We start from the raw sequence: 26,725 nt of genomic DNA, 5'->3' as shown, positions 1-26,725 counted from the left end.
GATGGGACGCATCATCTGCTGCGGTCTCGGCCCCGGCGATCCCGATCTGATGAGCGTGCGCGCCGATCGCACCGTGCGCGGCGCGAAGCACGTTGCCTATTTCCGCAAGAAGGGAAGGTCGGGCCAGGCCCGGCGCATCGTCGAAGGCATGCTGGCGCCTGATGTCACCGAATATCCCATGGAATATCCTGTGACGACGGAGATCGCGTTCGACAGCCCGGAATACGTCCAGCTGCTGGCCGGATTCCACGACGAATGGGCCGAGCGGCTGGCGCGGTTGTCGCGCGCGGTCGACGTGGTCGTGCTCTGCGAGGGTGACCCCTACTTCTACGGTTCGTTCATGCATCTGCACACGCGCCTGCAAGGCCGCGTCGAGATCGAGGTGATTGCGGGCATTCCCGGCATGGTCGGTTGCTGGAATGGGGTTGGACAGCCGATCGCGCTCGGTGATGACGTCACGACCGTGCTGATGGGGACGCTGACCGAGGACGAGCTCGCGCGCCACATGCGCGATTCCGACGCGCTCGTCGTCATGAAGACCGGCCGCAATCTCGCAAAGGTGCGGCGCGCGCTCGCATCCGCGGGCCGGCTCGACGATGCCTGGTTGGTCGAGCGTGGCACCATGCCGGGCGAGCGCGTGGTGCGGCTCGCCGAGGTCGACGGCGCAGACTGTCCGTATTTCGCGATCGTGCTGGTCCACGGCAAGGGCCGCCACCTGGACGCCGCCGAATGACGGGCACATTGACCATCGCGGGGCTCGGGCCGGGCAGCGATGCGCTGGTGACGCCCGAGGTCACGGCCGCGCTTGCGTCAGCGACCGACATTCTGGGCTACGCGCCCTACGTCGCGCGCGTGCCGCCGCGTGCTGGACTGAGGCTGCATCCCTCTGACAATCGCGAGGAGCTGCAGCGCGCGAACGAGGCGCTGCGGCTTGCGGCGGAAGGCGGGCAGGTCGTCGTCGTGTCTTCCGGCGATCCCGGCGTGTTCGCGATGGCCTCCGCGGTGTTCGAGGCGCTCGAACAGGCGCCGCAATGGCGGGATCTGTCGATCCGCGTGCTGCCGGGCATCACGGCGATGCTGGCAGCGGCCGCGCGCGCGGGCGCGCCGCTCGGCCATGATTTCTGCGCGATCAATCTCTCCGACAATCTGAAGCCGTGGGCCGTGATCGAGAAGCGCCTGCGGCTGGCGGCGGAAGCGGATTTTTCCATTGCGATGTACAACCCGCGCTCGGCAACCCGGCCGGAGGGCTTTGGTCGTGCGCTCGCGATGCTGAAAGAGGCAGGCTGTGGCGAGCGCCTCGTCATCTTTGCGCGCGCGATCAGCGCCGCCGACGAGAAGACCGTGACCGTGACGCTGAATGATGCGACGCCGGAGATGGCGGACATGCGCACGCTGGTGATCGTCGGCAATTCACAGACGCGCCGGGTGGGCCGCTGGGTCTATGCGCCGAGGCGCGCCTCATGACCGAGCCACTGCATCACCTCGGTGACGCTCTCAACCCGTCGACGTTCGGGCAACTCCGGTCGCGTGATCATGATCACGGGCAGGCCGAGCAGGCGGGCCGCGTCGATCTTGGCGCGCGCGCCGTTGCCGCCGGAATTGCGAGCGACGATCCAGCCGATGCCGCGTTCCCGCAGCATCTCCAGTTCGCCGTTCAGCAAGAACGGCCCACGCGATACCACCACCTCGGCAGCGAAGGGCAGGAGTGTGTCCGGCGGATCGACGAAACGCAGCGTGTAGGTGTGCTGCGGCTTCGCCGCCAACGGTGCGATATGCTGGCGGCCGATGGCGAGAAAGACTTTTGCGGGTGCCTCGGGCAGCGCGGCGGCTGCGGCGCTGACATCGGCCACCTCGATCCAGTTGTCGCCGGGCGCTTTGGTCCAGGGCGCGCGCTCCAGCGCGATCAACGGCGTGCTGGTCTGCGTGCACGCCGCGACCGCATTGCGGCTCATCTCCGCGGCGAAAGGATGCGTAGCGTCGATCGCATGCGTGATGCCTTCACGTCGGATATACTCTGCCAGCCCGCTTACCCCGCCGAAGCCGCCAATGCGGGTCGGCAGCGGCTGATCAGCAGGCGAGCGGGTGCGGCCGCCATAGGAATAGACGGCGTCAAGCCCGGCGCGCGCGACCTCCGCTGCGAGCAGGCTCGCATCGGCCGTTCCGCCCAGTATGAGCGCGCGCGTCATGTCTGATCCCTGGCTGACCATCGTCGGTATCGGCGAAGATGGCCTCGCCGGGCTGTCCGAGGCAAGCCGGAAGGCGCTTGCTTCGGCAGAAATCGTGTTCGGCGGCGAACGTCACCTTGCGCTCGCCAATGTCGGCAGTCGCGGCCGTCGATGGCCGGTGCCGTTCGACGCCGATGTCGTTCAAAATTGCCGCGGCCGGCCTACGGTGGTGCTCGCCTCCGGTGATCCGTTCTGGCACGGCGCAGGCGCTGTTCTCGCCGAGAAGCTCAGTGGCGACGAGTGGGTCGCGCATCCCGCCCCGTCGACTTTTTCCCTCGCTGCAGCGCGCCTCGGCTGGCGCCTGGAGTCCGTGACCTGCATCGGGCTTCATGCGGCGCCGTTCGAACGGCTGATGCCGCATTTAGTGACAGACGCGCGCATCATCTGCCTGGTGCGCGACGCCGCCGCGGTCGGAGATCTCGCGAAATGGCTGGCGAAGCGCGGATGGGGCGCCTCGCTGTTGTGGACCCTCGAGGCGCTGGGCGGGCCCCGGGAATGCATTGACCAACATCGCGTCGATCTCTTTGCGGGGGATATTGCCGGAGATCTTGTTGCGGTCGCACTATTGCTGATCGGGACGCAGGGCATTCCGCGGAGCTCGGGTTTGCCCGACGATCTGTTCCTTCACGACGGCCAGATCACCAAGCGCCCGGTGCGCGCGCTCGCGCTTTCGGCGCTGGCGCCGCGTCCGGGAGAACGGCTGTGGGATATCGGCGCCGGTTCGGGCTCGATCTCGGTCGAGTGGGCGCTGTGCGGCGGGACAGCGACCGCCATCGAGGCGCGCGAGGATCGCGTCGCGAACATTCGCAGCAATGCAGCGGCGTTTGGACTTTCGCATCGGATTGCCGTCGCAACGGGGAGGGCGCCCGAAGCTGTTGCTGCACTCGAAGCACCGGATGCGGTCTTCATCGGCGGCGGCCTCGACAGCGCGATGTTCGATGCGATCTGGTCGCGGCTTCCGTCCGGCACACGGCTGGTCGCGCATTCCGTGACGCTGGAGACCGAAGCGCTGCTCGGCGAATTGCATCATAGCCATGGCGGCGAGTTGATGCGGGTCGAGATCGCGCACGCCGCGCCGCTCGGTCGTTACCGGTCGTGGGAGGCGGCGCGGCCGGTGCTGCAGTGGAGCGTGGTCCGATGAAAGTCGCGGGGTTCGGCTTCAGAAAGGACGTCACGCTGACTTCGTTGCGCGAAGCCTTGCTCGCAGCAGGTGGCCCCGAAGGCCTCACAGCGATAGCGACGGTCAGCGACAAGGCCGATGCGGAGCCGCTGATACAGCTCGCGCGTGAGTGCGGTGTGCCGATCAAGGCTGTTCCGGCCAATGTCCTTGCGGGTGTCGACACGTTGACGCAGTCGGAATTCGTCGCCGAGAAGTTCGGCACTGGATCGGTCGCCGAGGCCGCGGCACTCGCGGCCGCCGGTCCTCGCGCACGGCTGATCGCGACGCGTGTCGTCTCGCAGGATCGCAGGGCGACCGCCGCGATCGCGGAAGGGGACGGCGCATGACCGTGCACTTCATCGGTGCGGGACCGGGCGCGCCTGACTTGCTGACGTTGCGCGGTCGCGACCTCATCGCGGCCTGTCCGGTCTGCCTCTATGCCGGCTCGCTGGTGCCGGAGGGCGTGCTGGCGCATTGTCCGCCCGGTGCGCGTATCGTCAACACCGCGCCCCTGTCGCTGGACGAGATCGTCTCCGAGATCGCTGTCGCGCACGAGGCGGGCAAGGACGTGGCGCGGCTGCATTCCGGCGATCTCTCGATCTGGTCGGCGATGGGCGAGCAGCTTCGCCGCCTGCGCGCGCTCGGCATTCCCTACACAGTCACGCCCGGCGTTCCCTCCTTCTCGGCGGCGGCGGCAGCGCTTGAGCTCGAACTGACGCTGCCGGGGCTTGCCCAGACAGTGGTGCTGACGCGCACGCCCGGCCGTGCCAGTGCGATGCCTGCGGGTGAGAAGCTGGCCGCATTCGCCGCGACCGGCGCGGTGCTCGCGATCCATCTGTCGATCCATCTGCTCGCCGAGGTCGTCGCAGCGCTCACGCCGCATTACGGCGCGGATTGCCCGGTCGCGATCGTCTGGCGCGCGAGCTGGCCCGACCAGCGCATCGTTCGCGCGACGCTGGCATCACTCGATGCTGCCGTTGGCACGGAGATGGAGCGCACCGCGCTGATCCTGGTCGGCAAGACGCTGGGAGCTGCGGATTTCGACGAGAGCCGGCTTTATGCCGCCGATTACGACCGCCGCTATCGCCCCGTGGGCGCCGAGCCGCGCTTCCCGGAGACCTCATGATGGCGGCAGGCCTCGTCATCTCCGCACCGGCCTCCGGCGTCGGCAAGACCACGCTGACGCTGGCGCTCGCGCGCGCTTGGCGCAATCGCGGCTTGAACGTGCAGTGCTTCAAGAGCGGACCAGACTATATCGATCCCGCCTTCCACGCCGCCGCCACGGGCCGCGCCTCCGTCAACATCGACAGCTGGGCGATGGACCGCAAGACAATCGCCCATCTCGTCAGCCGCAGTATGGATGCCGATATCGTGCTCGCAGAGGGCTCGATGGGTCTTTTCGATGGCGTCGCCGCCCCCGGCGTTTTCGGCACCGGTGCCACCGCCGATATCGCGGAAATGCTGGGCTGGCCCGTGGTGCTGGTGATCGACCCTTCCGGACAAGCGCAGACCGCCGCGGCGATGGCCGCAGGCCTGCGCGATTACCGCCCCGCGGTGAAGCTTGCCGGCGTCGTGCTCAATCGCGTCGCCAGCCCGCGCCATGAAAATCTCGTGCGGCATGCGCTCAACGAGGCCGGCATTGCCGTGTTCGGCGCGCTGCCGCGCCATGCCGAGATCAGCCTGCCGAAGCGGCATCTCGGCCTGGTGCAGGCCGAAGAGCAGGCCGAGATCGGCAAGCTGATCGACGAGGCCGCGCGCTTCGTCGGCGAGCATGTCGACCTCGATGCGGTGTTGCGATCTGCAACCAGCTGGTCGCCGCAACCTGCCGCGAACGGCCTGAACGTGACGCCGCCGGGACAGCGCATCGCGCTCGCTCGCGATGCCGCGTTCTCCTTCGTCTATCCGCATATGCTGGAAGCCTGGCGCGCGGCGGGCGCGGAGATATCGACATTCTCGCCGCTTGCCGATGAAGCGCCTGATGCGAGCGCCGATGTGTGTTGGCTCCCCGGCGGCTACCCCGAGCTCCATGCCGGCAAAATCGCGGCCAATGCGCATTTTCGCAGCGGCCTGCGCGCCTTCGCCGAAACGCGGCCGGTGCACGGCGAATGCGGGGGCTATATGGTGCTGGGCACCGCTTTGACCGATGCGGATGGTGTCCGCCACGAGATGACGGGTTTGCTCGGCTTGGAGACGAGCTTTGCCAAGCGCCGCATGCATCTCGGTTATCGTCTGGCCGAACTCGCCGCGCCGATGCCGGGACACCGCCCCGGCGCACGTCTGCGCGGCCATGAATTCCACTATTCAACGATCGTCGCGCAGCCTGACATGCCGCTGGCCGTGGTGCATGATGCCACCGGCGCGGTCATCGCCGAGACCGGCTCGCGGCGCGGCCACGCCACCGGCACGTTCTTCCATCTGATCGCGGAGGACCGGTGAGCGGCTTTGTCTCCTTCATTTCTGCCGGGCCCGGCGACCCCGAGCTGCTCACGCTCAAGGGCGCCGCGCGGCTGCGCGAGGCCGACGTCGTGCTTTATGACGATCTTGCCTCCGGCGCGATCCTCGATCTCGCCCGGCCCGGCGCCAATCTCGTCGCGGTGGGGAAACGGGCAGGGCGTCCCTCGACCAGGCAGCACCACGTCAACCGCCTGCTGGTCGACTATGCCGCAACGGGGGTGCGCGTCGTGCGGCTCAAGTCGGGCGATGCCGGCATTTTCGGCCGGCTCGAAGAGGAGCTGGAGACGTTGCACGAAGCGGGCATCGGCTATGAGATCGTTCCCGGCGTCACCTCGGCCTGCGCCGCGGCGGCACAGGCCGGCATTCCCCTGACGCGGCGCCACACCGCCCGCCGGGTGCAGTTCGTGACCGGGGCCGATGTCACCGGAGAGCTGCCGCCGAATCTGAATTGGGCGGCGCTGGCCGATCCTGAGGCGACCACCGTGGTCTATATGGGCCGACGCACATTTCCGACGCTTGTCGAAAAATTGGTCGCGCACGGTCTCGCCGCGAATACCCCGGCGCTGGTCGCCGAATCCCTCGGCCGTCCCGACGAGCGGCTGGTGCGCACCACCATTGCCGAACTCGCGGAGCAGCTTGCCCGCGGCGGCGTCGCCTCGACCGCCGCCGTCATCCTGTTCGGCGCGCTGGCGGGGGATTATCCGTCGTGATCGGCCCGGCACTTGCGCAGGCGCGACGAAAGGGGCACACAGGAGCGGCATGGTGCTCGACACGGCGCAAAGCGCCGGAGCATAATCGGGAATGGGGGTGGGCGGACCCAGTTGCGGCGCCCAAAACCCCAGCCGCCCCCGCGACTGTAAGCGGTGAGGGACTCCGATCAGCCACTGGGCCGCAAGGTCCGGGAAGGCCGGAAATCCCGGAGAACCGCGAGCCAGGAGACCGGCCGTGCACGTTTTGAGGCCAAGGCCGTCGGGTGTGACGGCAGGAAGGAACTGAGCCATGCATATCGAACCCGGTCTGGTGACGGGCGCCAAGCTCGTGTTGAGTTACGCAACCGGCATTGCCGCAGGCGGCGTTGCGCTGAAGCTCGCGGTCGAGACCGTGCGTGAGCAGGGCATCACGTCCTTCGCGGCGCGGACGCTTGCCACAACGGTCCTCGTCTTCGTCTTCTTCGAGATCCTGCCGCACTTCCCGGTCGGTGTTTCCGAAGTGCACTTCATCCTCGGCTCGACGCTGTTCCTGCTGTTTGGTGCCGCGCCCGCGGCCTTCGGCCTTGCTTTCGGTCTCCTGCTGCAGGGCGTGTTCTTCGAGCCCGCCGACATCCCGCAATATGGCATGAACGTCACGACGCTGCTGGTGCCGCTGTTCGCGATCCAGGCGATCGCCACGCGGATCATCTCGCGCAACACCGCCTATGTCGATTTGAAATATCGACAGGCGCTGGCGCTTTCGACGACCTACCAGGCCGGCGTGATCGCCTGGGTGGCGTTCTGGGCGCTTTACGGTTCGGGCTTTGCGATGAGCAACCTCGCGAGCATCGCGACGTTTGCGGCTTCCTACGCGCTGGTCATCGTGATCGAGCCGCTCGCCGATCTCGCCGTACTGGCGCTGGCGAAGTCGTTGCGCGGCGTCACCGCGCCCGGCCTCGTCACCCCGCGCCTGCACAACGCGGCCTGAGAGACAAGCGAACGGGCGGCCAGCAAGGCCGCCCGTCGCGTTCGCGATGTTCACGCTCTCTTTGATAGGCATCGGTTGCGGCGATCCCGACCAGCTCACGCGCGCCGCTGTTCAAGCCATCAACGCCGCCGATCTCGTCCTGATCCCGCGCAAGGGAACGGCGAAGTCCGATCTCGCCGATCTCAGGCGGACGATCTGCGCGGACGTGCTCACCAGCGACAGGACAGCCATCGCTGAATTCGATCTTCCCGTACGCGACGCTGCTGAAGCCGATTACCGCAAGGGCGTGGACGATTGGCACGATGCGGTTGCAGCGACCTGGTCGCGGATGATCGCAAACCATCTCGCAAACGAAGGTAAGGTCGCGCTGCTGATCTGGGGCGATCCCTCGCTCTACGATTCCTCGCTGCGCATTGCGCGGCGGCTCGATCCCTTGCCCGACATCGAGGTCGTGCCCGGCATCACCTCGATCCAGGCGCTGTGCGCGGCGCATGCGCTGCCGCTCAACGACATCGGCGAGCCCTTTCTGGTCACGACGGGTCGGCGCCTGCGCGAAGGCGGCTGGCCCCAAGGTGTCGATACCGTGGTGGTGATGCTCGACGGTGGCACGGCGTTTCAAGCGCTCGATCCGGAAGGCTTGCAGATCTGGTGGGGTGCCTATCTCGGCATGCCCGACCAGATCGTGATGTCCGGCGCGCTCGCCGACATTGGTCCGCGCATCGTCGCGGCGCGTCAGCAGGCGCGCGGGCGGCATGGCTGGATCATGGACAATTACATTCTCAAGCGCGCGCGTTGAGCGAGGCAGCATGCTCCCCGAATGGGTTACCCGGAACTGCCCCAAAATCTCCGCCGCGCATCGCAAGGCGGCGATCGCGCGGCAGGCGCAACTGACGAAGCCGACCGGTGCACTCGGCCGGCTGGAGCAGCTTGCGATCGAACTGGCCGGTTTGCAGGCGACCGAGCAGCCCCGTGCGGCGCTTGTGCCGATCATCATCTTCGCCGGCGACCATGGCATCGTCGCGCAGGGCGTCTCGGCCTATCCGCAAGGCGTCACCATCGCGATGATGGCGAATTTTGCCTCCGGCGGTGCCGCGATCTCCGTGCTGGCGCGCGAGCTTGGCTCGAGCCTGGAAGTGGTCGACGCCGGCACGCTGGCGCAGGACGGGATGGCAGGAATCGTCACCGACAAGCCGCGCCGCGGTGCGCGCGATTTCAGCGTCGAGGCCGCGCTTGCGCCCGACGAGCTGGCGTTTGCGCTGGAGGCCGGCCAGCGCGCGGTCGCACGTGCGGCGGCCCATCAGCCTGATCTCCTGATCTTCGGCGAGATGGGGATCGGCAACACGACAAGCTCGGCGGCGATCGCCGCAAGCCTGCTTGGCGTCAGCGCCGGGGAGATCGCGGGCAGCGGTACCGGGGTCGATGCGGCCGGCCGCGCGCACAAGGCGCGGGTGATCGACGCGGCGATAGCCCGCCACGGCGTTGCAGGCGCCCCGGCCGAAAAAATTCTGTGCGCCGTCGGCGGCCTGGAGATCGCGGCGATCTCAGGTGCGATCATTGCGGCCGCGCAGCGCCGCATCCCGGTCTTGATCGACGGCTTCATCGTGTCGGTGGCGGCGCTTGCTGCAGTGCGACTCAACCCATCGTGCCAGCCGTTTCTGTTGCCGTCGCATCAATCGGCGGAGCAGGGCCACCGGCTGGTGTTGCGTGCGTTGAACGTGCAGCCGTTGATCAGCCTTGATCTCCGGCTCGGAGAGGGATCGGGCGCGGCCATTGCGCTGCCGCTGGTTCGGCTTGCCTGCGCGCTCCACAACGACATGGCGACCTTTGCGCAGGCCAATGTGCCTGACAGGCCTAGCTGATCCGCTGATTGACGGAGACGACGCGCCAGCTGCTCGCAAGGCGATCGATCCGGGTCAGCGACAGCGGATCGATCACGAAGCGCAGGGCGGCTTGCGGCGTCAGATCGAGCGCGATGCAGAGCGCGGCGCGGATGGTGCCGGAATGCACGACGAGCGTGGCCGATCCGGCGCCGATCCGCGACAGCCCGAGCCGGACACGCGCGACCTGATCCGCAAAGCTCTCCCCGCCCGGCGGACGTGCGTTCGCGGGATCGCTCCAGAACTGCGCATAGGCATCGGCGCCGGTCGCGGCGAGCTCGTCGTGTCGCTGGCCGGTCCAGTCACCGAAATCCTGCTCGCGGAATTCGCTGATCAACTCCGGCTCGAGCCCCAGCGCGCGCGCCGTCTCGACCGTGCGCCGTGAGGGGCTGGCATAGCTCGCGGCATCCGGTGGCAGACGCCGTCGCACGGCATCCAGTTGCGCGCGATCGCCGAGATCTGCCGGCGCGTCGGCGGCGTGGATGGTGCCTGTGACGCCCGCGACGGGCGCGTGCCGCATCAGCCAGAGGAAGGTCTCGCCTTCCATGCTCATCTCCAAGGAAGTTGGTCGCTGTGGCGATAACGCCGCAACTGGCACATTGACTCTGTTGTGATGGTAATCCTAGATGTTCGCGACGGTTTCCCCGAGAGGGGATGAAAAGGGAATGCGGTGCAGGGACATTGTCCCCAATGCCGTGGCTGCCCCCGCAACTGTAAGCGGCGAATCCTTCGTCAGAAGCCACTGGGCTACTCGGTCCCGGGAAGGCGACGAAGTGGTGACGACCCGCGAGCCAGGAGACCTGCCGTCAGCCGTGGTCACACGCGAAGATGTCGGTCGGGGAGTACAGACATTCGGCTTCATCGGACGGCTGAACAGCCAGAAGATGAGACCTCGTTCGCTGTGACGTGCCACTGACGTCATACCGAGGTCCCAAGACCGTGCCTTCCATCCGAATCGTACGACCGCGTCGCTTCCTGCTCGCGTCCGCCGCGTTCACATCCTTCGCCGCTCTCGACCTGCCCGCCGCGCTGGCGCAGCAGCCCCGTGAGCCCCTGCCGCCGGTCGAAGTGTCGCCGGCCCAATCCCGCAAACAGGCCAAGCCCGCCGTCCGGGAGGCGCAAGGCCCACGCCGCGCGGCGGTGCGCAGGCCGGCAACCGCAGCAGCGATGCCGAAGCCCGTCGTGCCGGTTGAGGCACCCCCGACGCCGCTCAACAGCAACGCCGTGGCCGAAAGCGCCTCGCGGCTCGGTCTGACGGTGCGCGAGACGCCCGCGACCGTCGAGGTGATCTCGGCCGAGACCATGCGCGAGCAGGGTTATCGCACCGTGTCCGACGTGGCGCAGGGTGCTGTCGGCGTCACGTCCGGCGACAATCCGGCCGAACCCGCGGCCTTCTCCATGCGCGGTTTCACCAACAGCCAGATCAACACGCTCTACAACGGCATCAAGATCGGCCCGCAGAACATGACCTCGCGGATCACCGACACCGCCAATCTGGAGGCCGTCGAATTCCTGAAAGGCCCGGCCTCGCTGATCTCGGGCGAGGGCTCTGCCGGCGGCGCGATCAATTTCGTCACCAGGCAGCCGCATACGGGACCGATCCGGAACGAAGCTGATTTCTCCTGGGACTCGCTGAATTCGTTCCGCGCGCATTACGGCTCCGGCGGTAGCACCAACATTCAAGGGCTCGATTACCGCTTCGATGTCAGCCGTTCCTCGCTCAACGGCTTTGCCGACGACACCAATACCAAGACGCTCGACGTGTCCGGCCAGCTCAACTACCGCATCTCCGACAGCCTCAAGATCTGGGGCGCGATCGAGTATCGCGAGGACCGCTCGAAGGCCTATTGGGGCGCGCCGCTGGTGCCGGTCGCCTTCAGCGGCTCGCATGCGACGACGGGGATTGTCTCCGGGAATTACGTCTCGAACTACAACAAGACCAATCTTGGCGCGGTCACCATCGACGATCGCACCTTCAACACCAACTACAACGTTCTCGACAACCGGAACGTGGCGCAGGAGGTGTGGCTACGCGGCGGCTTCGAGCTGAAGCTCGCGCCGGACCTGATGCTGAAAAGTCAGACCTATGGCTACGGCGCGGAGCGCACCTGGTTCAACAACGAGATCGAGGCCTTCAATTCCACCACGAACCTGGTCGATCGCGAGCGCTTCTATGTCGCGCACAGCCAGCGCCTCGTCGGCAACATCACCGATTTGGTCTGGGACGCTGATATCGCAGGCTTCGACAATCGCCTGGTCACGACGCTGTCATCGAGCTACCTCGATTTCGTCAGGCCGGGTGCTGCAAACTTTCCCGGCGACTCCGTCTCGCTGGTCGATCCCAATCGTGGATTTTACGGCCTGCTGACCACGCAGCAGCAGACCGCGCGCATCGACAACGAAGCGCTGTCGTTCGAGGACCGGCTGAAGCTGACGCGGACATTCGCGCTGATCGGCGGCCTGCGCGTCGAGCATATCGGGCTCGACCGCAATTCGACCGATTCCGCCGGGCTTGTGAAAGCGGGTTTTCCATTCACGAAAGACTGGGCGCCGGTGACGGGCCGCATCGGCTACACCTGGGAGGCCGTGCCCGGCCTGACTTTCTTCAGCCAGTACGCGACCGGCGCCGACGTCGCCGCCAACAATATCTTCCTGCTCGGGCCGACCCAGCCGCTCGACCTGACGACCGCGCGCACCTACGAGACCGGCGTCAAGCATCTGTTCTGGGACAACAGGGCGGAGTGGTCGTTCTCGGCCTACGACATCGTGCGCAAGAACGTCTATGCCGCGGCCGGCGGCATGGCGCTCAATATCGCCGGACGGCAGGAATCGAAGGGCGTCGAGCTTGCCGCTTCGGTCCGTCCGATCGAACCGCTGCGTCTGTGGGGTAACATCGCCTATGTCGATGCGCGCTATGCCGATTACGATTTCGCCGGCGGCTCGTTCTCCGGCAATACGCCGCCCAACGTGCCGCGCATCGTGGCGAATGCCGGTGCGTCCTGGCGATTCGTCACGCCCTGGCCGGTGGAAGTCGGCATCACCGGCCGCCATGTCGGAGACCGCTACAACACCGATGCCAATGTCGTGACGATGAAGGCGTACACGGTGGCCGACGTCTACGCTTTCGTGGACATCCCCAGGACGGTGTTCAAAGCGCTGGACCGGGCCCGCCTGACCTTCCGTGTCCGCAACATCACCGACAAGCGCTACGCGATCTGGGGCGACCCGTTCTATCCCGACCAGATCCTCCTGGGCGCGCCGCGCACCTATGAGCTTTCGGCCGCGTTCAAATGGTAGGGCGCTGACCACATGATGAGCGCGATCGTCCTGCTGCATCGCTGGCTCGGGATCGCGTTCTGCCTGCTGTTCGCGATGTGGTTCGCGACGGGGATCGTCATGCACTTCGTTTCGTTTCCGGCGCTGACGGAAACGGAACGGTTTGCCGGTCTTGCTCCGGTGGATCGCGGAGCGGCGAGGATCCCGGTTGCGGAGGCGGTCGCGGCGAGCGGGGTCGCCGACGCCGTGCGCGTCCGGTTGATCCAGCGGAGCGATGCCGCGGTCTACATCGTGTCGGGACCATCGCGCGTGCGCGCGGTCCGCGCTTCCGACGGAGGGGATGCATCGGTCGCAATTGCCGAGACTGCGCTTGCCATCGCGCGGGAGCACGCGCGCAATCGCGGCCTCGATGCCGCGCGGGCCACAGTCGTTGCGCATACGGACTATGATCAGTGGAGCGTGCCGAACGGCTTCGATCGCCACCGGCCGCTGTTTCGCGTGGCCCTCGGCGATGCGGCGGGGACCGGAGTCTATGTCTCCTCGTCCACTGGCGAGATCGTTCTGGATACAAGGCGGCGCGAACGGGGCTGGAATTGGGCCGGCAGCGTGCTGCACTGGATTTATCCGACGGTCCTGAGAAGCAACTGGTCGCTGTGGGATCGCGTCGTCTGGACGCTGTCATTGCTCGCCTTGATCGCGGCGATGCTGGGTGCGGTGCTCGGGATCGCGCGTGTGAACCTGCGCGGGCGCCGGATATCCTCGCCCTATCGTGGCTGGCACGCGTTGCATCACGTCATTGGCCTAGCGGCGACGATGTTCGTGCTGACATGGAGTTTCAGCGGCTGGCTCTCGATGGACCATGGCCGGCTGTTTTCGCGCGGACAATTGACCGCGGCAGAGTCGGGCCTGATGAACGCAGGGCCTGATTGGGCGGCTGCCGCCTTGCCTGATCGGCAGCCGATATCGCCCTCGGCTCGGGAGATCGAATGGTTTGCCTTCGACGGAGCTGTCTCCCGGCGCGATCGGGTGAGCCTTGACGGTCAGGTCTTGACCAGGGAAGGGAACGCGCCTCGCGACGGACCAGCGGGATTTCTGGATATGCGTGAGATCCAGAGTCTGGCGGCGCGCCTCGCTTCCGGCTGCGGCGTGCCCGCCGTTCTTGCCGGCAACGACGATTACCCCGCGCAATCGGCTATTCCGGGCGCGCCGGTGTACCGCTCGCGCTGCGGCGACATCTGGTTCGACATCGACGGTGCCGATGGCAGTGTGGTGCAACGGCTGGATGCCTCGCGGCGGACTTACCGCTGGGTTTATGGCGCGCTTCACACGCTCGATTTTCCGTTCCTGGTGGCGCATCCGCGCCTGCGCGATGTCCTGATCGTCGGGCTGTGCGCGCTGGGCCTGGTGTTCTCCGTCACCGGGATCGCGATTGGCTGGCGGCGTCTGCGGTCCTGAACGATGGCCGCCGTGTCGAACGGCCGGCGGTTACCCGGTTCTTCTCTTAGCCAGACCGGTATTACCGGGCGCGCGATCAGCACGATATCCTCGCTTACTGACCGTACAATAAAGAAAGGCTGAGCCGCCCGTCGTGCATAGCTCGTGGGCATCCGAGCTATGCGAAGCACCGTCCGATCGCCTGAAAATTAGACATGGGTTTCAAGTCGCCGGGATTGCAGTGCAACGGTTGTGACGGTTTACGCCGAAAATCCGTGGTGCGATGCACTCTGACGTCGTTCAGCAGTCCACCGTCTGCGTGCTCTCTGCGCGGGCAGAGCTGCACCAAAACGTGCAGCCGAATCTGCGGCCCGCGGCACCGGCCCCATGGTTTGCGACAAAGCTGGCCCTATCCCGACCTGACCGCTCTGTCGCACACTCGCGGACAATGGCATGACAAGGGATGCATGATGAGCGCTCTCGGTTCGGCAATGGATGTCGCGATGGATTGTAACAGCCCGGCGTCCGGTGCGGGCTTCATCCGTCGTTGCCCCCGCACATGAGCTCCTCTGAACATCAGTGGGAGGTCGGCACCGATATCGGCGGCACCTTCACCGATATCATCGCGATCCGGCGCGATTCATCCGAGGCGCGGATCGCGAAGGTGCCGTCGCGCCCCGACGCGCCGGTTGAGGCGATGCTGGAGGCGATCGAAGCGGTGGGCCTGCGCAAAAGCGAGGTCAGGCGCTTCGTCCACGGCACCACGCGCGTGACCAACGCCATCGTCGAGGGCCGGCTGCCGAAGGTGGCGCTGGTCGCGACCGAAGGCTTTGCCGACGTGCTGGAGATCGCGCGCTATCGCCGACGAGATCTCTACCGCCTCGATATTCCGCCGAAATCGCCGCCGCTCGTGCCGCCTGAGCGCTGCTTTGGGCTCGCTGAGCGGATCGATCACGAGGGGCAGGTCCTGAAGCCGCTGGAGCAAGCGGAGATCGAGCGCCTGGTGGCCTGGCTGAAGCAGACCGGCGTGCAGAGCGTCGGGGTGGCCCTGCTTCACGCCTACGCCAATCCTATCCACGAGAAGATGCTGGGTGAGCGGCTCAAGGACGTCGTCGCCCATGTCTCGCTGTCGCACGAGGTCAATCCCGAGGCGCGCGAATATGAACGGACATCGGCGACCGTGTTCAACGCCGCCGCGATGCCCATTGCCGTGGAGTATCTTAGCGAGCTCGAGCAGCGGCTGCCGATCGGCCCCGGTTTGCAGGTGTTTCATTCCGCCGGCGCGATGATCCCGATCTCTGCGGTGAAGCGTCGCCCGCTCGTGATGGCGATGTCGGGTCCGGCCGCCGGCGTCTCGGCGTCGGTCAGCATCGCGCGCCAGCTCGGCACGCCGCGCATGCTGACTTTCGATATGGGCGGCACCACGACGGACGTGTGCCTGATTGTCGACGGCCAGGCCGAGATGACGGACGGCCGCATGCTCGGCGACAAGCCGCTACGCCAACCGATGCTGGCAGTTCATTCCATCGGGGCGGGCGGCGGATCGATCGTGCGCAACGGCCCGGGTGGCCTGACCGTTGGCCCGGAGAGTGCCGGTTCCGAGCCGGGTCCGGCCTGCTACGGCCGCGGCGGCACCGAGCCGACCATCACCGACGCCAACGCCGTGCTGGGCTATCTCAACCCCGAAACGAAGCTTGGCGACCGCATCGGGATCGACGTCCAGGCGGCCAAGCGTGTCGTCGCGCCTATTGCACAGGCGTTGGGACTGAGCCTGACCGAAACAGCGCTCGGCATCATCAAGGTCGCCAACGCGACGATGGCCCGCGCGCTGCGCCGCGTCACCGTCGAGCGCGGCATCGACGGGCGCGACTGCGCGCTGCTCGCCTTCGGCGGCGGCGGCCCCATGCATGCCGCAGGGCTCGCCGATCTCTACGGGATTGCAGAGGTCGTCGTGCCCAGCGCGTCGAGCGCGTTCTCGGCGCTGGGCTGTCTCACCGCCGATTTCAGCTTCCTGCAGCAGCAGACCTTGCGGGCTGGTCTCGACGCTATCGACATTGCGCGCGTCTCGGCGCGGATCGGTTCGTTGATCGACGATGCCTCGGCGCCGCTGATCGCCAATGGCGTTGCGAAGGAGGAGATCCAGGTAGAACTGGTGGCCTTGATGCGCTACGCGGCGCAAAACGACGCCATTCCGGTCCCGCTCGTGCTGCCGCTGGAGATCGCAAGGCTCAAGCAGGATTTCCTGGCGCGGCACCACGAACTCTTCGGCTACGCGACCGGCGAGCCCTGTGTCATCGAATCCGTGCGTGTCCAGGCGCGCCGGCCGTCGACAACGGTGGTGAGCCGGCCGGGGACGGCGGCGAGGGCCATGTCATCAGGGATACGCACCTGCTCGTTCGACGGCTTCCACGACATCGAGACAGCGATCGTCGACCGCGCCTCGCTGACCGATCCCGTCCGCGGCCCGGCCATCATCGAAGACGCCTGGTCCACCGTGGTGGTGCCGCCAGGCTGGCACGCGAAGCCCGATGCCGCAGGCAATCTGTTCCTGATGCGGAGGGCCGCATGAAGCTCGATCCGTTCGTCGTCGAGGTCATCAGGCACGGGCTCTCGGCTGCGGCCGAGGAGATGAGCCTGGTGATGACACGCTCGGCGCGCTCTCCGCTGTTGCGCGAGGCCGGCGATTTGTCGTCCGCGATCACGGATGGTCGTGGAGACCTAGTCGGGCAGGGCCGCGACATCCCGATCCATCTGGGCGCGATGGCTTACACGGTCCCCGAACTGCTGAAGGTGGTGCCGCGCGACAGCCTGAACGACGGCGACGTGGTGATCTACAATGTCGGGGCGCTCGGCGGCAATCATCTCAATGACGTCAAGGTCGTGCGGCCCGTCTTCTTCGAGGGCGAGATCGTGGCGTTCGCGGTCAGCCTCGCGCACTGGCCCGATATCGGCGGCACCTGGCCTGGCAGCTATTTTGCGAAAGCCATCGACACGTTCCAGGAGGCGATGCGCATTCCGCCGGTGCTGATCGCGACCGCAGCCGGCGTCAACGCGCCGATCGTCCAATTGCTCAAGGCGAATGTTCGGGACGCCGAATCCTGCGAGGGCGATCTGCTCGCGCAGATCGCGGCGACCAAGGCCGGCGAGCGGCGCATCGTCGATCTCTGCCGCGAGCATGGCAAGGCGGTGTTCACGGCGACGCAGTCTCGCCTGCACGATCTGTCCGAATTCGAGATGCGCGAGGCATTGCGCGCCTTGCCGGACGGAATCTACGAAGGCGAGGACCATCTCGACGACGGCAGCGTCAACGACGCGCCCGCACGCATCCATGTCAGGATCACCATTGCCGGCGACGAGGCCATCTTCGACCTTTCGGGCAGCTGTGACCGCGTCTCGAATTTCTGCAACACGACGCCGTTCATGGCGCGCTCGGCCGTCGCCTATGCCGCGCGCATCATGAGCGGGCGCGACATGCAGCAGAATGCCGGCGCGCTCCGTCCCCTGACCATTATCACCCGCCCCGGCTCGATCCTGGAGCCGGGTTGGTCGGCCTCCGTCGCCGCCGGCAACCACGAGACGTCGATGCGCATCGTCGATGCGATCTTCCGTGCCATGCAGGACACCATTCCCGAACGCTTGTCCGCGGGCGGCGCGACCACCGCGGGCGTCCTGTTCTTTGCGCAGCCGCGGCCGAACGGCTCCTGGAAGATGCTCTACGAAGTCCACGGCGGCGGCGAAGGCGCCCGGCACGACCGGGCCGGTATCTCGGCGACCCGGGTGCATCTCTCCAACACCTCGAACACGCCGGTCGAAGTCATCGAGGCGAACTACGCGATCCGCCTCGAGCGGCAGGCCATTCGCCGGCAATCCGGCGGCGCCGGGGCCTTCCGCGGCGGCGATGGCGTCGTGCGCGCGTACCGCATTCTCGCTCCGTCGATGCATCTGACCACCTGTATCGAGCGCATGGTGATTCCGCCGTTCGGCATGCAGGGCGGCGAACCCGGCAAGGCCTGTCGCATCTCGCTCGTCAGGCAGGGCGCAAACGTCGAGATTGACGGCAAATCGAACCTCGTGCTGCAGCAAGGCGATCTCGTCACGATCGAGACCTGCGGCGGCGGCGGCTACGGCGCTGCGGCGGGGTGAGGAGGCCAGTGATGAGCAGACTGTTGCGAACCGGGCTGAACGCGGGCGACAGCGCGCCCATGGCCGTGGTCGGCGGCGAGGGCGTCTATTTTCATCTTGCCGACGGCCGCAAGCTCATCGACGGCAGCAACACCGGCGGCGGTCTCGGCCATCGGCACCCTGCGATGGTGGAAGCGATCCGCCGCGCAGCCGATACACCCGTCGTCAACGAAGGCTGGACCTGGGTTGGCCGCGAGCAGGCCGCCGACGATCTGATGGCGACCGCGTTTGGTGGCGAAGAGGAATGGGTTGGCGCGGTGCGCTTCTGCATCAGCGGCAGCGAGGCCAACGACATGGCGCTGTCGCTCTGTCAGGCCTTGACGCAGCGCTCGGCGCTGGCGACGCGCGAGCGTGCCTATCACGGCATCACGGGCCTGTCGCGCAGCATGACGGTGCAGCCGCAATGGCACGGCGGCCTCGCGGTGCACTCCGGCGGCTCGAAGCTGCCGGCGCCGATGGCGCCGGTGCGAATCCTGCCGGCGCCGGATGGCGCGATCTACGGTGGGCCGGCCAGCAACAGGCCGCCGAGTGAATATCTGGCCGACGCCGCGCGCCTGCTTTCCGATACTGCGGCGACGATCATCGACTACACCCAGGGCGGCATCTATTACGACGGCGCCTATCAGGACGAAGTGGCCCGCTCGGCGCGACAGGCGGGCTCATACTGGATCGCCGACGAGGTTGTCACCGGCGCCGGCCGCGCGGGGCGCTGGTTCGCGTTTCAGGGCGCCGAAACTCGCCCCGATATCGTGACGCTCGGGAAGTCGCTGGGCGGCGGTGCGGCGGCGGTGGCGGCGGTCGTCGTATCGAAGGAGATCGTCGAGCGATTGAAAGGCACGAGCTGGCAGAACTACGGCACCTTGCGCGGTCATCCGATCAGCATGGCCGCGGTGAGCGCCTACCTGAAGGTCATCAGCGACGAGAAGATTCTCGAACATGTGAAGAGCCTCGAACAGCTGTTCAGCCGCCGCCTGCTCGCGATCGCGCGGAAACATCATAGCGTGCGGCGCGTGGCAGGGCAGGGGCTGCACTGGACGGTGGAACTGCACGGACCGGACTGGCGCTCCTGGCATGCCGACACCACGGACGTACCGATCGCCTCGCGCGTGGCGGAGCGAGCGTTGGAAGCGGGTGCGGTGATCGGAACCAGCGGCGAGCAGGTCTCGCTGTTCCTGGCACCGCCGCTCGTTATCTCCGAGCGTGAGGCCGACCAGCTCCTCGACGCGCTCGACCATGGCCTCGATGTTGCCGACTGGGAGCACCGATGAGCGCCGGTCACGCCCTGCAAACTGCACGGTCCATCCGGCTGGAAACCTCCGGCGATGCTGCGTTATGCTGCACGCGCCGGCCATTCGTTGAAGCTTTCGCTTCGTCCAAGAGATCATCGGGAAAACGCTGATGCGTATCGTCAATGTCGCCGCCGCCCAGATGGGCCCGATCCAGAAAGCCGACAGCCGCGAGGCCGTGGTCAAGCGCATGATCGCGCTGATGGACGAGGCCAAAGCAAAAGGTGCCGACCTGATCGTCTATCCTGAGCTGGCGCTGACGACGTTTTTCCCGCGCTGGTATTCGGAAGATCGCGCCGAAGCCGACATCTGGTTCGAGCGCGAGATGCCGAGCGCGGCGACCAAGCCGCTGTTCGAGCGCGCGGCGCAGCACCAGATGGCCATGAACTTCGGCTATGCGGAGCTGACACCGGACGGTCATCACTTCAACACGGCGATCCTGACCGACAAGTCCGGCAAGATCGTCGGCAAATATCGCAAGGTCCATCTGCCCGGCCATGTCGAGTACGACACCAAGCGCTCGCACCAGCATCTGGAGAAGCGCTACTTCGAGCCCGGCGATCTCGGCTTCAATGTCTGGCGCGAGCTGGGCGGCATCATCGGCATGGCGATCTGCAACGACCGGCGCTGGCCGGAGACCTATCGCGTGATGGGCCTGCAGGGCGTCGAGATGGTGCTGATCGGCTACAACACGCCCTCGGTCAATGCGGAGCGAAGCGAGGAGGGCGTCGAGAAACGCCTGTTTCACAACCGTCTCTCGGTGCAGGCCGGCGCCTATCAGAATTCGACCTGGGTCGTCGCGGTGGCCAAGGCCGGCAACGAGGACGGGCATCCGCTGTTCGGCGGCAGCCTGATCGTCGATCCCAACGGCGAGATCGTGGCGGAAGCCAAAACGGAGGACGACGAGCTTCTGGTTCACGCATGCGATCTCGACGCCACCATTTTCGGCAAGACCACGATCTTCAATTTCGCGCAGCATCGCCGGATCGAGCATTACGGCTTGATCACCAGCCAAACCGGCGCGGTGCCGCCGCCGGAGAAATGACGCCGATGTCGGATCATGGCATTTCGTTGCGCGAGCTGGATCCGCGCGATCGCTACAAGCTGCTGTGCGGCGTGGTGGTGCCACGACCGATCGCGTTGGTGACGACACTGGACGAGAACGGGGCGGTCAATGCGGCCCCATTCAGCTTCTTCAACATATTCTCCGAGAGTCCCGCACTGATCGTGCTCGGTCTTCAACACAAGCCGGATCATTCGCCGAAGGACACCACCCGCAACATCCATCGCGACGGCGAGTTCGTCGTGCACATGGTGGACGAGGGGCTGTCGGTTGCGATGAACGACTGCGCGGTTGATTTCCCATCCGGCGACAGCGAGGTCGCCGCGACCGGGCTCGCGACGCTTCCCTCCGTCGATGTGAAAGTGCCGCGCCTCGCCGCGGCGCCGTTCGCGCTGGAATGCCGGCGCCATGTCGTGCTGAACTTCTCGCCGGATCGCGAGCTCTTGGTCGGCGAGGTGCTCAGGATTCATGCCCGCGAAGGTCTTGTCGACCAGGCCAACATGTATGTCGATCTCGACGCCTACCGCCCCATCGGCCGCATGTTCGGCAACCTCTACACGACTCAGCGGGATGTTTTTTCACTGACGCGCGAGAGCCATGCGCAATGGCGCGCACGGCAGGACGCCAAAGAGCTGAAGGACGCCTAGTGAGCGGAGAACTGCACCGTACCCAGCGCCATGGTGACGGCCGCCTGTGTCGGGTCGATCACGGGAATGCCGAGCGCGTCCTCCAGCGGACGGCGATGGCGCGCCATGCCGGCGCAGCCCATCACGATGGCGCGGGCGCCATCTTCGTCGCGCAGCGCGCGGCCAACCTCGATCATTTTTGCCAGCGTGCCTTCGCCGGACGCGGTTTCCGCGACGCTCATGTTGAGCGGGCGTTCGCCGGAGAGGCGATCGGTCAGCCCCATCTGCCGGAGATAGCGCATGTGGCGCGGGATCGAGCGCTGCGCGATGGCGATGACGCCGAAGGTTTCGGCGCGGGCGAGTGCCGTCAGCACGCCACACTCGGCGATGCCAAAGACGGGACGGTCGGTGCCCTCACGGCAGACCTGGAGGCCGGGATCGCTGTAGCAGGCGATGACGAAGGCGGCCGAGCTGTTGTCGCCTTCGACCAGCTTTCGCAGCGGCATCGCGACGCCATCGACATCGGCCTGGCTTTCAATGCCGAAGGGCCCTTCGGCCAGCGACTGGCAGACCAGTTCGGGGCCGCCCTCGAAGCCGAGCGGCTTCAAGGCGTCCTCCAGCCCTTGCGTGACCGCAGGGTTGGAGTTCGGATTGATGATGAGAATGCGCGGCCGGGACATGATGGTCTTCCTGCGACATGGAGATCATTTGCCCTAGCCTATCACGGAGTGCCTCATGACTGAACCAGTTTACGACCTGATGATCCGCGGCGGACGCGTCGCCACCACAACCGACGTGTTCGAGGCCGACGTCGCCATATCAGGCGAGGCGATCGCGGCGATCGGCAAGGGCCTGCCGGCGGCCAAGCAAGAGATCGACGCGCGCGGCAAGCTGGTGCTGCCCGGCGGCGTCGACAGCCATGCCCATATCGAGCAGCTGTCGGCTGCCGGCATCATGAACGCCGACACCTTCGAGAGCGCGACCGTTTCTGCCGCCTTCGGCGGCACCACCACGGTGATCCCGTTCGCGGCCCAGCATGTCGGCATGAAGCTGCCGCAGGTGGTGGAGGACTATCACGCGCTGGCGAAGAAGGGCGCCGTGATCGACTACGCGTTTCACATGATCATCGCGGACGCGACCAAGGAGACGGTCGAGGAGCACATTCCGGCGCTGGTGAAGCAGGGCCACGCCTCGATCAAGATCTTCATGACCTATGACCGGCTCAAGGTCGACGACGAGCCCTTGCTCGACATCCTCCTCGCCGCGCGTCAGTCCGGCGCGATGCTGTGCGCCCATGCCGAAAATCACGGTATCATCGCCTGGATGGTCAAGCGGCTGCTCGCGCGTGGCTACACCATGCCGAAATACCATGCCGTCAGCCACGCCCGCGTCTCCGAGGCGGAAGCCTTCACCAGGCTGATCGGAATGGCGGCGCTGATCGACCAGCCGATCATGATCTTCCACGTCTCGACTGCCGAAGGCGCCAAGGTGATCCGCGACGCCCGCGGGCAGGGGCTGAAGGTGTTCGCCGAGACCTGTCCGCAATACCTTTTCCTCACCGCTGATGATCTGGACAAGCCCGGCGCCGAAGGCGCCAAGTGGATGTGCAGCCCGCCGCCGCGCACGCACGCCGATCAGGAGGCGCTGTGGCAGGCGCTGTCGCTCGGCGATCTCCAGACCATCTCGTCGGATCACGCGCCCTATCGTTACGACGAGACCGGCAAGCTGCGCGCCGGACCGAATCCGAACTTCAAGCAGGTTGCGAATGGCCTGCCCGGACTTGAACTGCGGCTGCCGCTGCTGTTCGACGCGATGGTGTCGAAGGGGAGGCTCGGCCTGGAAAAGTTCGTCGAGCTGACCTCCACAGCGCCGGCCAAGATCTACAATTTGCACCCGCGCAAGGGCTCGATCGCGGTCGGCGCCGATGCCGATATCGCGATCTGGGACCCCAACCGCGAAACGGTGATCGCCGACGAGATGATGCACGATCTCACCGGCTACACGCCGTTCGCGGGCCGCACGCTGAAGGGCTGGCCGTTGCAGGTGCTGTCGCGTGGCCGGGTCATCATCGACGGCGACAAGTGCCTCGCGAGCGCCGGCAGCGGCAAATTCCTGGCGCGCGGCGGCGGCGAGGCGGCGAAGCCGACCGGCCGGCTGGTCGCCGACATGGATCCGGACCGGAATTTTGGAGCGAAGCTGCTGTGATCGTGGATCGCGCGCGATGAAGATCGTCATCTTCGGCGGCACCGGCTTTGTCGGCCTCAATGTTGCGGAGGCACTGCTCGCGCGCGGGCACGAGGTGACGCTGTATGATCGGGCACCGCTGCCGCCGACCACGCAGCGATCTCTTGCCGATTACGGAGCACGGCTCAGAACCGTGCAGGGGGACATCACGGACGCAGAGGCCATCGACGCTCTCATAGCAAAGGGCTGCGATGCGATCGTGCTGGGCGCCGCGGTCACCGCCGGTGACGACCTCGAACGGGCATCGCCGGCGCGCGTTCTCGAGATCAACGTCATGGCCCAGATTCCGGTCCTGCAAGCCGCGATCCGCCATGGCGTCCGCCGCGTCGTCAACCTGTCGTCGGCGTCGGCCTATGGCGCGGCGGGCCAGCGCGTTCCGGTTCTGGACGAGGAAACGCCCTGCGATCCCGTCTCGTTTTATGCCATCAGCAAGTTCACTTCGGAGCGCTCGGTAGCGCGCCATGCCGAACTGTTCGGCGGCGATTTTCTGAGCGTACGACTGAGCGCGGTGTTCGGTCCGTGGGAACGGGCAACGTCGGTGCGGGACACGCCGAGTCTCCAGTTTCAGATTCTCGCCGCGTTCGCACGTGGCGAACCGGCTCTTCTTCCTGCGCCAGGCATCAAGGACTGGACCTATGCTCCCGACGCTGCCGAGGCCGTCGCCGTGCTGATCGAAGCCGAACGGCCGCGCCATCGGCTCTACAACATCTCCAGCGGCGCGGCCTGGTCCGCGCTGCAATGGGGCGAAGCGTTTGCGGCCCTGCATCCCGGCTTGGAGTGTAGGCTCGCGGCTCCCGGAGAGAAGACCTTCATCAAGCTTCACGGCGGGGATCGGGCGCCGATGTCGGTCAAGCGGATGGCCGATGAGTTCGGCTGGCGCGCACGGTTCGGCTGCGCGGAATCGGCCGCTGCGATGGGCGCCTGGTGGATGCAGTACAAGGATGGGATCTGACATGCGGCTGCAAGGACGCACGGCCATCATCACCGGAGCGGGCTCGGGCATCGGCCGGGCCAGTGCCAAACTGTTCGCGGAGGAGGGCGCGCGCCTTGCTCTGGTCGATCGCGACGCCGCGGGGGTCGACGAGACGTTGCGCCTGGTGGGCGAGGGCACGACGCATATCGGCGATGTCGGCGACGCCAGCTTCGCCGAAACCGTTGTCGGCGACGTCGTGTCCCGGCACGGCCGGCTCGACATCCTGATGACCGCGGCCGGATTCTCCGTCGGCGGCACGGTGCTCACGACGAGCGTGGACGATTGGGATGCGGTGTTCCGCACCAATGTCGGCGGCACCTGGCTGTGGGCGCGGGCTGCGATCCCGCAGATGCAGCAGCAGAAGCGCGGCTCGATCATCACGCTGGCGTCGCAGCTTGCGATCGCCGGCGGCAAGGGCAACAGCGCCTACATCGCCGCCAAGGGCGCCATCGTCAGCCTGACGCGGACGATGGCGGTGGATTTCGCCACCGACGGCATTCGCGTCAATGCGATTGCGCCCGGTGCGATCGATACGCCGATGCTTCGCCGCAGCTTTGCCCGGCACAAGAATTCGGACGAGGTGCGCGAAGCCTCCCGCAACCGGCATGCCATGAAGCGGTTCGGCGTGGCCGAGGAGATTGCGCAGACCGCCTTGCATCTGGCGAGCGATGCGTCCTCGTTCACCACCGGCACGGTGATGGTGGTCGACGGAGGCTGGCTTGCGGCATGAGTGATGCGCTGACACAGCTCGAAGCGGACATTCGCGCCGATCTCGCCAGGATCGCGCATCCCGGCGCCGCCTGGCTCGAACCGAAGACGGGCCCGGACGGCAAACCTGCGCTGGATGTGCTCATCGTCGGCGCCGGCCAGTCCGGCGTGGCGATCGGCTTCGGCCTGATGCGCTCGCGCGTCGGCAACATCCTGCTGCTCGACAAGGCCGAGGAGGGGATGGAGGGTCCGTGGCGGACCTATGCCCGCATGCCCACGTTGCGCAGCCCGAAGGATTATACGGGGCCCGACCTCGATATCCCGAGCCTGACCTATCAGTCCTGGCATGAAGCTCGCTTTGGCGAGGCGAGCTGGCAGCAGCTCGGCCTGATCCTGCGAGAGCATTGGGCGGAGTATCTGCTCTGGCTGCGGCGGACGATCGGCTTGCCGGTGCGCAACGGCTGCGAACTTCAGGAGATTGCGCCCGCGGCTGACGGCCTGCTCGCCGCGCGCGTGAAGCGGGCCGACGCGATCGAGGTGCTGTATGCGCGCAAGATCGTGCTGGCGACCGGGCAGGAGGGCATGGGCGGCTGGATGATCCCTGAGCAATTGCGGGATCTGCCGGCAGGCTCGGTCGCAACTGTGGCTGACGAGATCGACTTTGAAAGCCTCCGCGGCAAGCGTGTTGCCGTGATCGGTGCCGGCGCATCCGCATTCGACAATGCCGCGACGGCGTTGGAGGCCGGGGCCGCCGAAGTGCACCTGTTGTGCCGCCGCGCGCAGATCCAGGTGATCCAGCCCTATCGCTGGCTGACGTTCCGCGGCTTCCTGCGCCATCTCAGCGATCTCGACGATGCCTGGCGCTGGCGCTTCATGCGCACCATTCTCGAAATGCGGGAAGGCTTTCCGCAAGCAACCTATGACCGCTGCGCGCGCCACACCAATTTCACGTTGCACGAGGGCGCGCCGCTCGAAGCCACGCGTCAGACCGCCGGTGGTGTTGAATTGCAGACGCCGCGTGGCGTCGTCACTGCGGATTTCGTCATCTGCGGCACCGGCATCGACATGAACTTTGCCGCGCGCGGCGAGCTCTCCAATTTCGCCGGCAACATCGCGACCTGGGCCGACTGCTACCAGCCGCCGGACAACGAGCGCAACGCGCGGCTCGGCCGCTTCCCTTATCTTGCCGACGATTACGCGTTCACCGAACGCGTGCCGGGCAAGACGCCGTGGATCTCCGACATCCATCTCTTCGCCATCGCCTCCACCATGAGCTTCGGCCCGTCAGGTTCATCGATCAACGCGATGACGACCGCCGTGCCAAAGCTGGTTCATGGCCTGACGCGCGGCCTGTTCCGCGCCGATGTTGCGCGGCACTGGGCCACGCTCAACGCCTACGACGTGCCGCAGGCCGTGGTTACGCGGCCGGCGCGAACAATGGAGGAGCGGCGATGATCATCCATGCGCCGCCGCGACCAAGGATCCGCATGGGCGCCCCATGAGACTGGCGCGCAACTTGCTTCTTTCTTGGCCTGCCTTGC

General features: G+C 66.5%; 24 protein-coding genes and 2 riboswitches. Of the genes, 21 read left to right on the top strand and 3 right to left on the bottom strand.

The genetic code is table 11. The annotated features are described in order from the left end of the window. Position 1: 1 nt before the first annotated feature. Positions 2-733 (top strand): precorrin-2 C(20)-methyltransferase, encoded by a 732-nt coding sequence (locus JQ580_RS15360; RefSeq protein ID WP_212280911.1) that lies wholly within the window; start codon positions 2-4, stop codon positions 731-733. Beyond that, positions 730-1,464 carry a precorrin-3B C(17)-methyltransferase gene (gene cobJ / locus JQ580_RS15355; protein ID WP_212280910.1) on the top strand — a complete coding sequence of 245 codons (735 nt, stop codon included), beginning with the start codon at positions 730-732 and terminating at the stop codon, positions 1,462-1,464. The genes JQ580_RS15360 and cobJ overlap by 4 nt, the downstream gene beginning before the upstream one ends. Here cobJ and JQ580_RS15350 read toward each other — a convergent pair. Continuing rightward, positions 1,440-2,186 (bottom strand): cobalt-precorrin-6A reductase, encoded by a 747-nt coding sequence (locus tag JQ580_RS15350; protein ID WP_212280909.1) that lies wholly within the window; start codon positions 2,184-2,186, stop codon positions 1,440-1,442. The two genes, cobJ and JQ580_RS15350, sit on opposite strands and share 25 nt — an antisense overlap. Between JQ580_RS15350 and cbiE the strand changes: the two genes are divergently transcribed. From cbiE to cobT, 8 genes are all read left to right on the top strand, one after another. Further along, complete coding sequence (cbiE, locus tag JQ580_RS15345) at positions 2,185-3,366, top strand: precorrin-6y C5,15-methyltransferase (decarboxylating) subunit CbiE (RefSeq protein WP_212280908.1); 1,182 nt, start codon at positions 2,185-2,187, stop codon at positions 3,364-3,366. The genes JQ580_RS15350 and cbiE overlap by 2 nt on opposite strands. Further along, positions 3,363-3,731: a cobalamin biosynthesis protein gene (locus JQ580_RS15340; protein WP_212280907.1), complete on the top strand. Its 369-nt coding sequence runs from the start codon at positions 3,363-3,365 to the stop codon at positions 3,729-3,731. The genes cbiE and JQ580_RS15340 overlap by 4 nt, the downstream gene beginning before the upstream one ends. Beyond that, complete coding sequence (gene cobM / locus JQ580_RS15335) at positions 3,728-4,510, top strand: precorrin-4 C(11)-methyltransferase (protein WP_212280906.1); 783 nt, start codon at positions 3,728-3,730, stop codon at positions 4,508-4,510. The genes JQ580_RS15340 and cobM overlap by 4 nt, the downstream gene beginning before the upstream one ends. Beyond that, positions 4,510-5,820 (top strand): cobyrinic acid a,c-diamide synthase CobB, encoded by a 1,311-nt coding sequence (locus tag JQ580_RS15330; RefSeq protein WP_212281191.1) that lies wholly within the window; start codon positions 4,510-4,512, stop codon positions 5,818-5,820. The genes cobM and JQ580_RS15330 overlap by 1 nt, the downstream gene beginning before the upstream one ends. Next, complete coding sequence (cobA, locus tag JQ580_RS15325; RefSeq protein WP_212280905.1) at positions 5,817-6,548, top strand: uroporphyrinogen-III C-methyltransferase; 732 nt, start codon at positions 5,817-5,819, stop codon at positions 6,546-6,548. The genes JQ580_RS15330 and cobA overlap by 4 nt, the downstream gene beginning before the upstream one ends. A gap of 33 nt (positions 6,549-6,581) precedes the next feature. Further along, positions 6,582-6,800: riboswitch (cobalamin riboswitch) on the top strand. Positions 6,801-6,837: 37 nt separating this feature from the next. Then, positions 6,838-7,515 carry an energy-coupling factor ABC transporter permease gene (locus tag JQ580_RS15320; RefSeq protein WP_106950258.1) on the top strand — a complete coding sequence of 226 codons (678 nt, stop codon included), beginning with the start codon at positions 6,838-6,840 and terminating at the stop codon, positions 7,513-7,515. A gap of 46 nt (positions 7,516-7,561) precedes the next feature. Continuing rightward, positions 7,562-8,311, top strand: coding sequence for a precorrin-6A synthase (deacetylating) (gene cobF / locus JQ580_RS15315; protein WP_212280904.1), 750 nt, complete (start codon positions 7,562-7,564; stop codon positions 8,309-8,311). 10 nt (positions 8,312-8,321) lie between these two features. Continuing rightward, positions 8,322-9,374: a nicotinate-nucleotide--dimethylbenzimidazole phosphoribosyltransferase gene (gene cobT, locus JQ580_RS15310; RefSeq protein ID WP_212280903.1), complete on the top strand. Its 1,053-nt coding sequence runs from the start codon at positions 8,322-8,324 to the stop codon at positions 9,372-9,374. Here cobT and JQ580_RS15305 read toward each other — a convergent pair. Beyond that, positions 9,367-9,939: a histidine phosphatase family protein gene (locus tag JQ580_RS15305; protein ID WP_212280902.1), complete on the bottom strand. Its 573-nt coding sequence runs from the start codon at positions 9,937-9,939 to the stop codon at positions 9,367-9,369. The genes cobT and JQ580_RS15305 overlap by 8 nt on opposite strands. Positions 9,940-10,011: 72 nt before the next feature. Beyond that, a riboswitch (cobalamin riboswitch) is annotated at positions 10,012-10,214 on the top strand. Between the two features lie 117 nt (positions 10,215-10,331). Between JQ580_RS15305 and JQ580_RS15300 the strand changes: the two genes are divergently transcribed. From JQ580_RS15300 to JQ580_RS15270, 7 genes are all read left to right on the top strand, one after another. After that, positions 10,332-12,689 carry a TonB-dependent receptor gene (locus tag JQ580_RS15300; RefSeq protein WP_212280901.1) on the top strand — a complete coding sequence of 786 codons (2,358 nt, stop codon included), beginning with the start codon at positions 10,332-10,334 and terminating at the stop codon, positions 12,687-12,689. Positions 12,690-12,701: 12 nt separating this feature from the next. Beyond that, positions 12,702-14,123, top strand: a complete 1,422-nt coding sequence (locus tag JQ580_RS15295; protein WP_212280900.1) for a PepSY domain-containing protein — start codon at positions 12,702-12,704, stop codon at positions 14,121-14,123. A 538-nt stretch (positions 14,124-14,661) separates the two neighbouring features. Continuing rightward, on the top strand, positions 14,662-16,671 hold the full coding sequence (locus tag JQ580_RS15290) for a hydantoinase/oxoprolinase family protein (RefSeq protein WP_212280899.1): 2,010 nt from the start codon (positions 14,662-14,664) through the stop codon (positions 16,669-16,671). Continuing rightward, on the top strand, positions 16,668-18,245 hold the full coding sequence (locus JQ580_RS15285; RefSeq protein ID WP_212280898.1) for a hydantoinase B/oxoprolinase family protein: 1,578 nt from the start codon (positions 16,668-16,670) through the stop codon (positions 18,243-18,245). Before JQ580_RS15290 ends, JQ580_RS15285 begins: the two co-directional genes overlap by 4 nt. A gap of 11 nt (positions 18,246-18,256) precedes the next feature. After that, a complete protein-coding gene (locus tag JQ580_RS15280; RefSeq protein ID WP_212280897.1) occupies positions 18,257-19,552 on the top strand; it encodes a class-III pyridoxal-phosphate-dependent aminotransferase in 1,296 nt (431 codons plus the stop codon). A gap of 130 nt (positions 19,553-19,682) precedes the next feature. Then, positions 19,683-20,615 (top strand): N-carbamoyl-D-amino-acid hydrolase, encoded by a 933-nt coding sequence (locus tag JQ580_RS15275; protein ID WP_212280896.1) that lies wholly within the window; start codon positions 19,683-19,685, stop codon positions 20,613-20,615. Continuing rightward, complete coding sequence (locus tag JQ580_RS15270) at positions 20,612-21,280, top strand: flavin reductase family protein (protein ID WP_212280895.1); 669 nt, start codon at positions 20,612-20,614, stop codon at positions 21,278-21,280. The genes JQ580_RS15275 and JQ580_RS15270 overlap by 4 nt, the downstream gene beginning before the upstream one ends. Here the strand turns inward: JQ580_RS15270 and JQ580_RS15265 are convergent. Further along, positions 21,277-21,939, bottom strand: a complete 663-nt coding sequence (locus JQ580_RS15265; protein WP_212280894.1) for an aspartate/glutamate racemase family protein — start codon at positions 21,937-21,939, stop codon at positions 21,277-21,279. The two genes, JQ580_RS15270 and JQ580_RS15265, sit on opposite strands and share 4 nt — an antisense overlap. Before the next feature lie 55 nt (positions 21,940-21,994). Here JQ580_RS15265 and hydA point away from each other — a divergent pair, with 55 nt between their 5' ends. From hydA to JQ580_RS15245, 4 genes are read left to right on the top strand one after another with little or no spacing between them, the layout of a single operon-like run. Beyond that, on the top strand, positions 21,995-23,464 hold the full coding sequence (hydA, locus tag JQ580_RS15260; RefSeq protein ID WP_212280893.1) for a dihydropyrimidinase: 1,470 nt from the start codon (positions 21,995-21,997) through the stop codon (positions 23,462-23,464). Between the two features lie 16 nt (positions 23,465-23,480). Then, complete coding sequence (locus JQ580_RS15255; RefSeq protein ID WP_212280892.1) at positions 23,481-24,455, top strand: NAD-dependent epimerase/dehydratase family protein; 975 nt, start codon at positions 23,481-23,483, stop codon at positions 24,453-24,455. Position 24,456: 1 nt separating this feature from the next. Then, positions 24,457-25,206, top strand: a complete 750-nt coding sequence (locus JQ580_RS15250; RefSeq protein WP_212280891.1) for an SDR family oxidoreductase — start codon at positions 24,457-24,459, stop codon at positions 25,204-25,206. Beyond that, positions 25,203-26,639, top strand: coding sequence for an NAD(P)-binding domain-containing protein (locus JQ580_RS15245; RefSeq protein ID WP_212280890.1), 1,437 nt, complete (start codon positions 25,203-25,205; stop codon positions 26,637-26,639). Before JQ580_RS15250 ends, JQ580_RS15245 begins: the two co-directional genes overlap by 4 nt. The last annotated feature ends 86 nt before the right edge of the window (positions 26,640-26,725 follow it).

This window comes from Bradyrhizobium sp. SZCCT0148 (genome assembly GCF_018129985.1).
Classification (GTDB): Bacteria; Pseudomonadota; Alphaproteobacteria; order Rhizobiales; family Xanthobacteraceae; genus Bradyrhizobium; species Bradyrhizobium japonicum_H.
The sequence above is the reverse complement of the archived record's forward strand: the minus strand, read 5'-3'. Positions and strand labels throughout refer to the sequence as shown.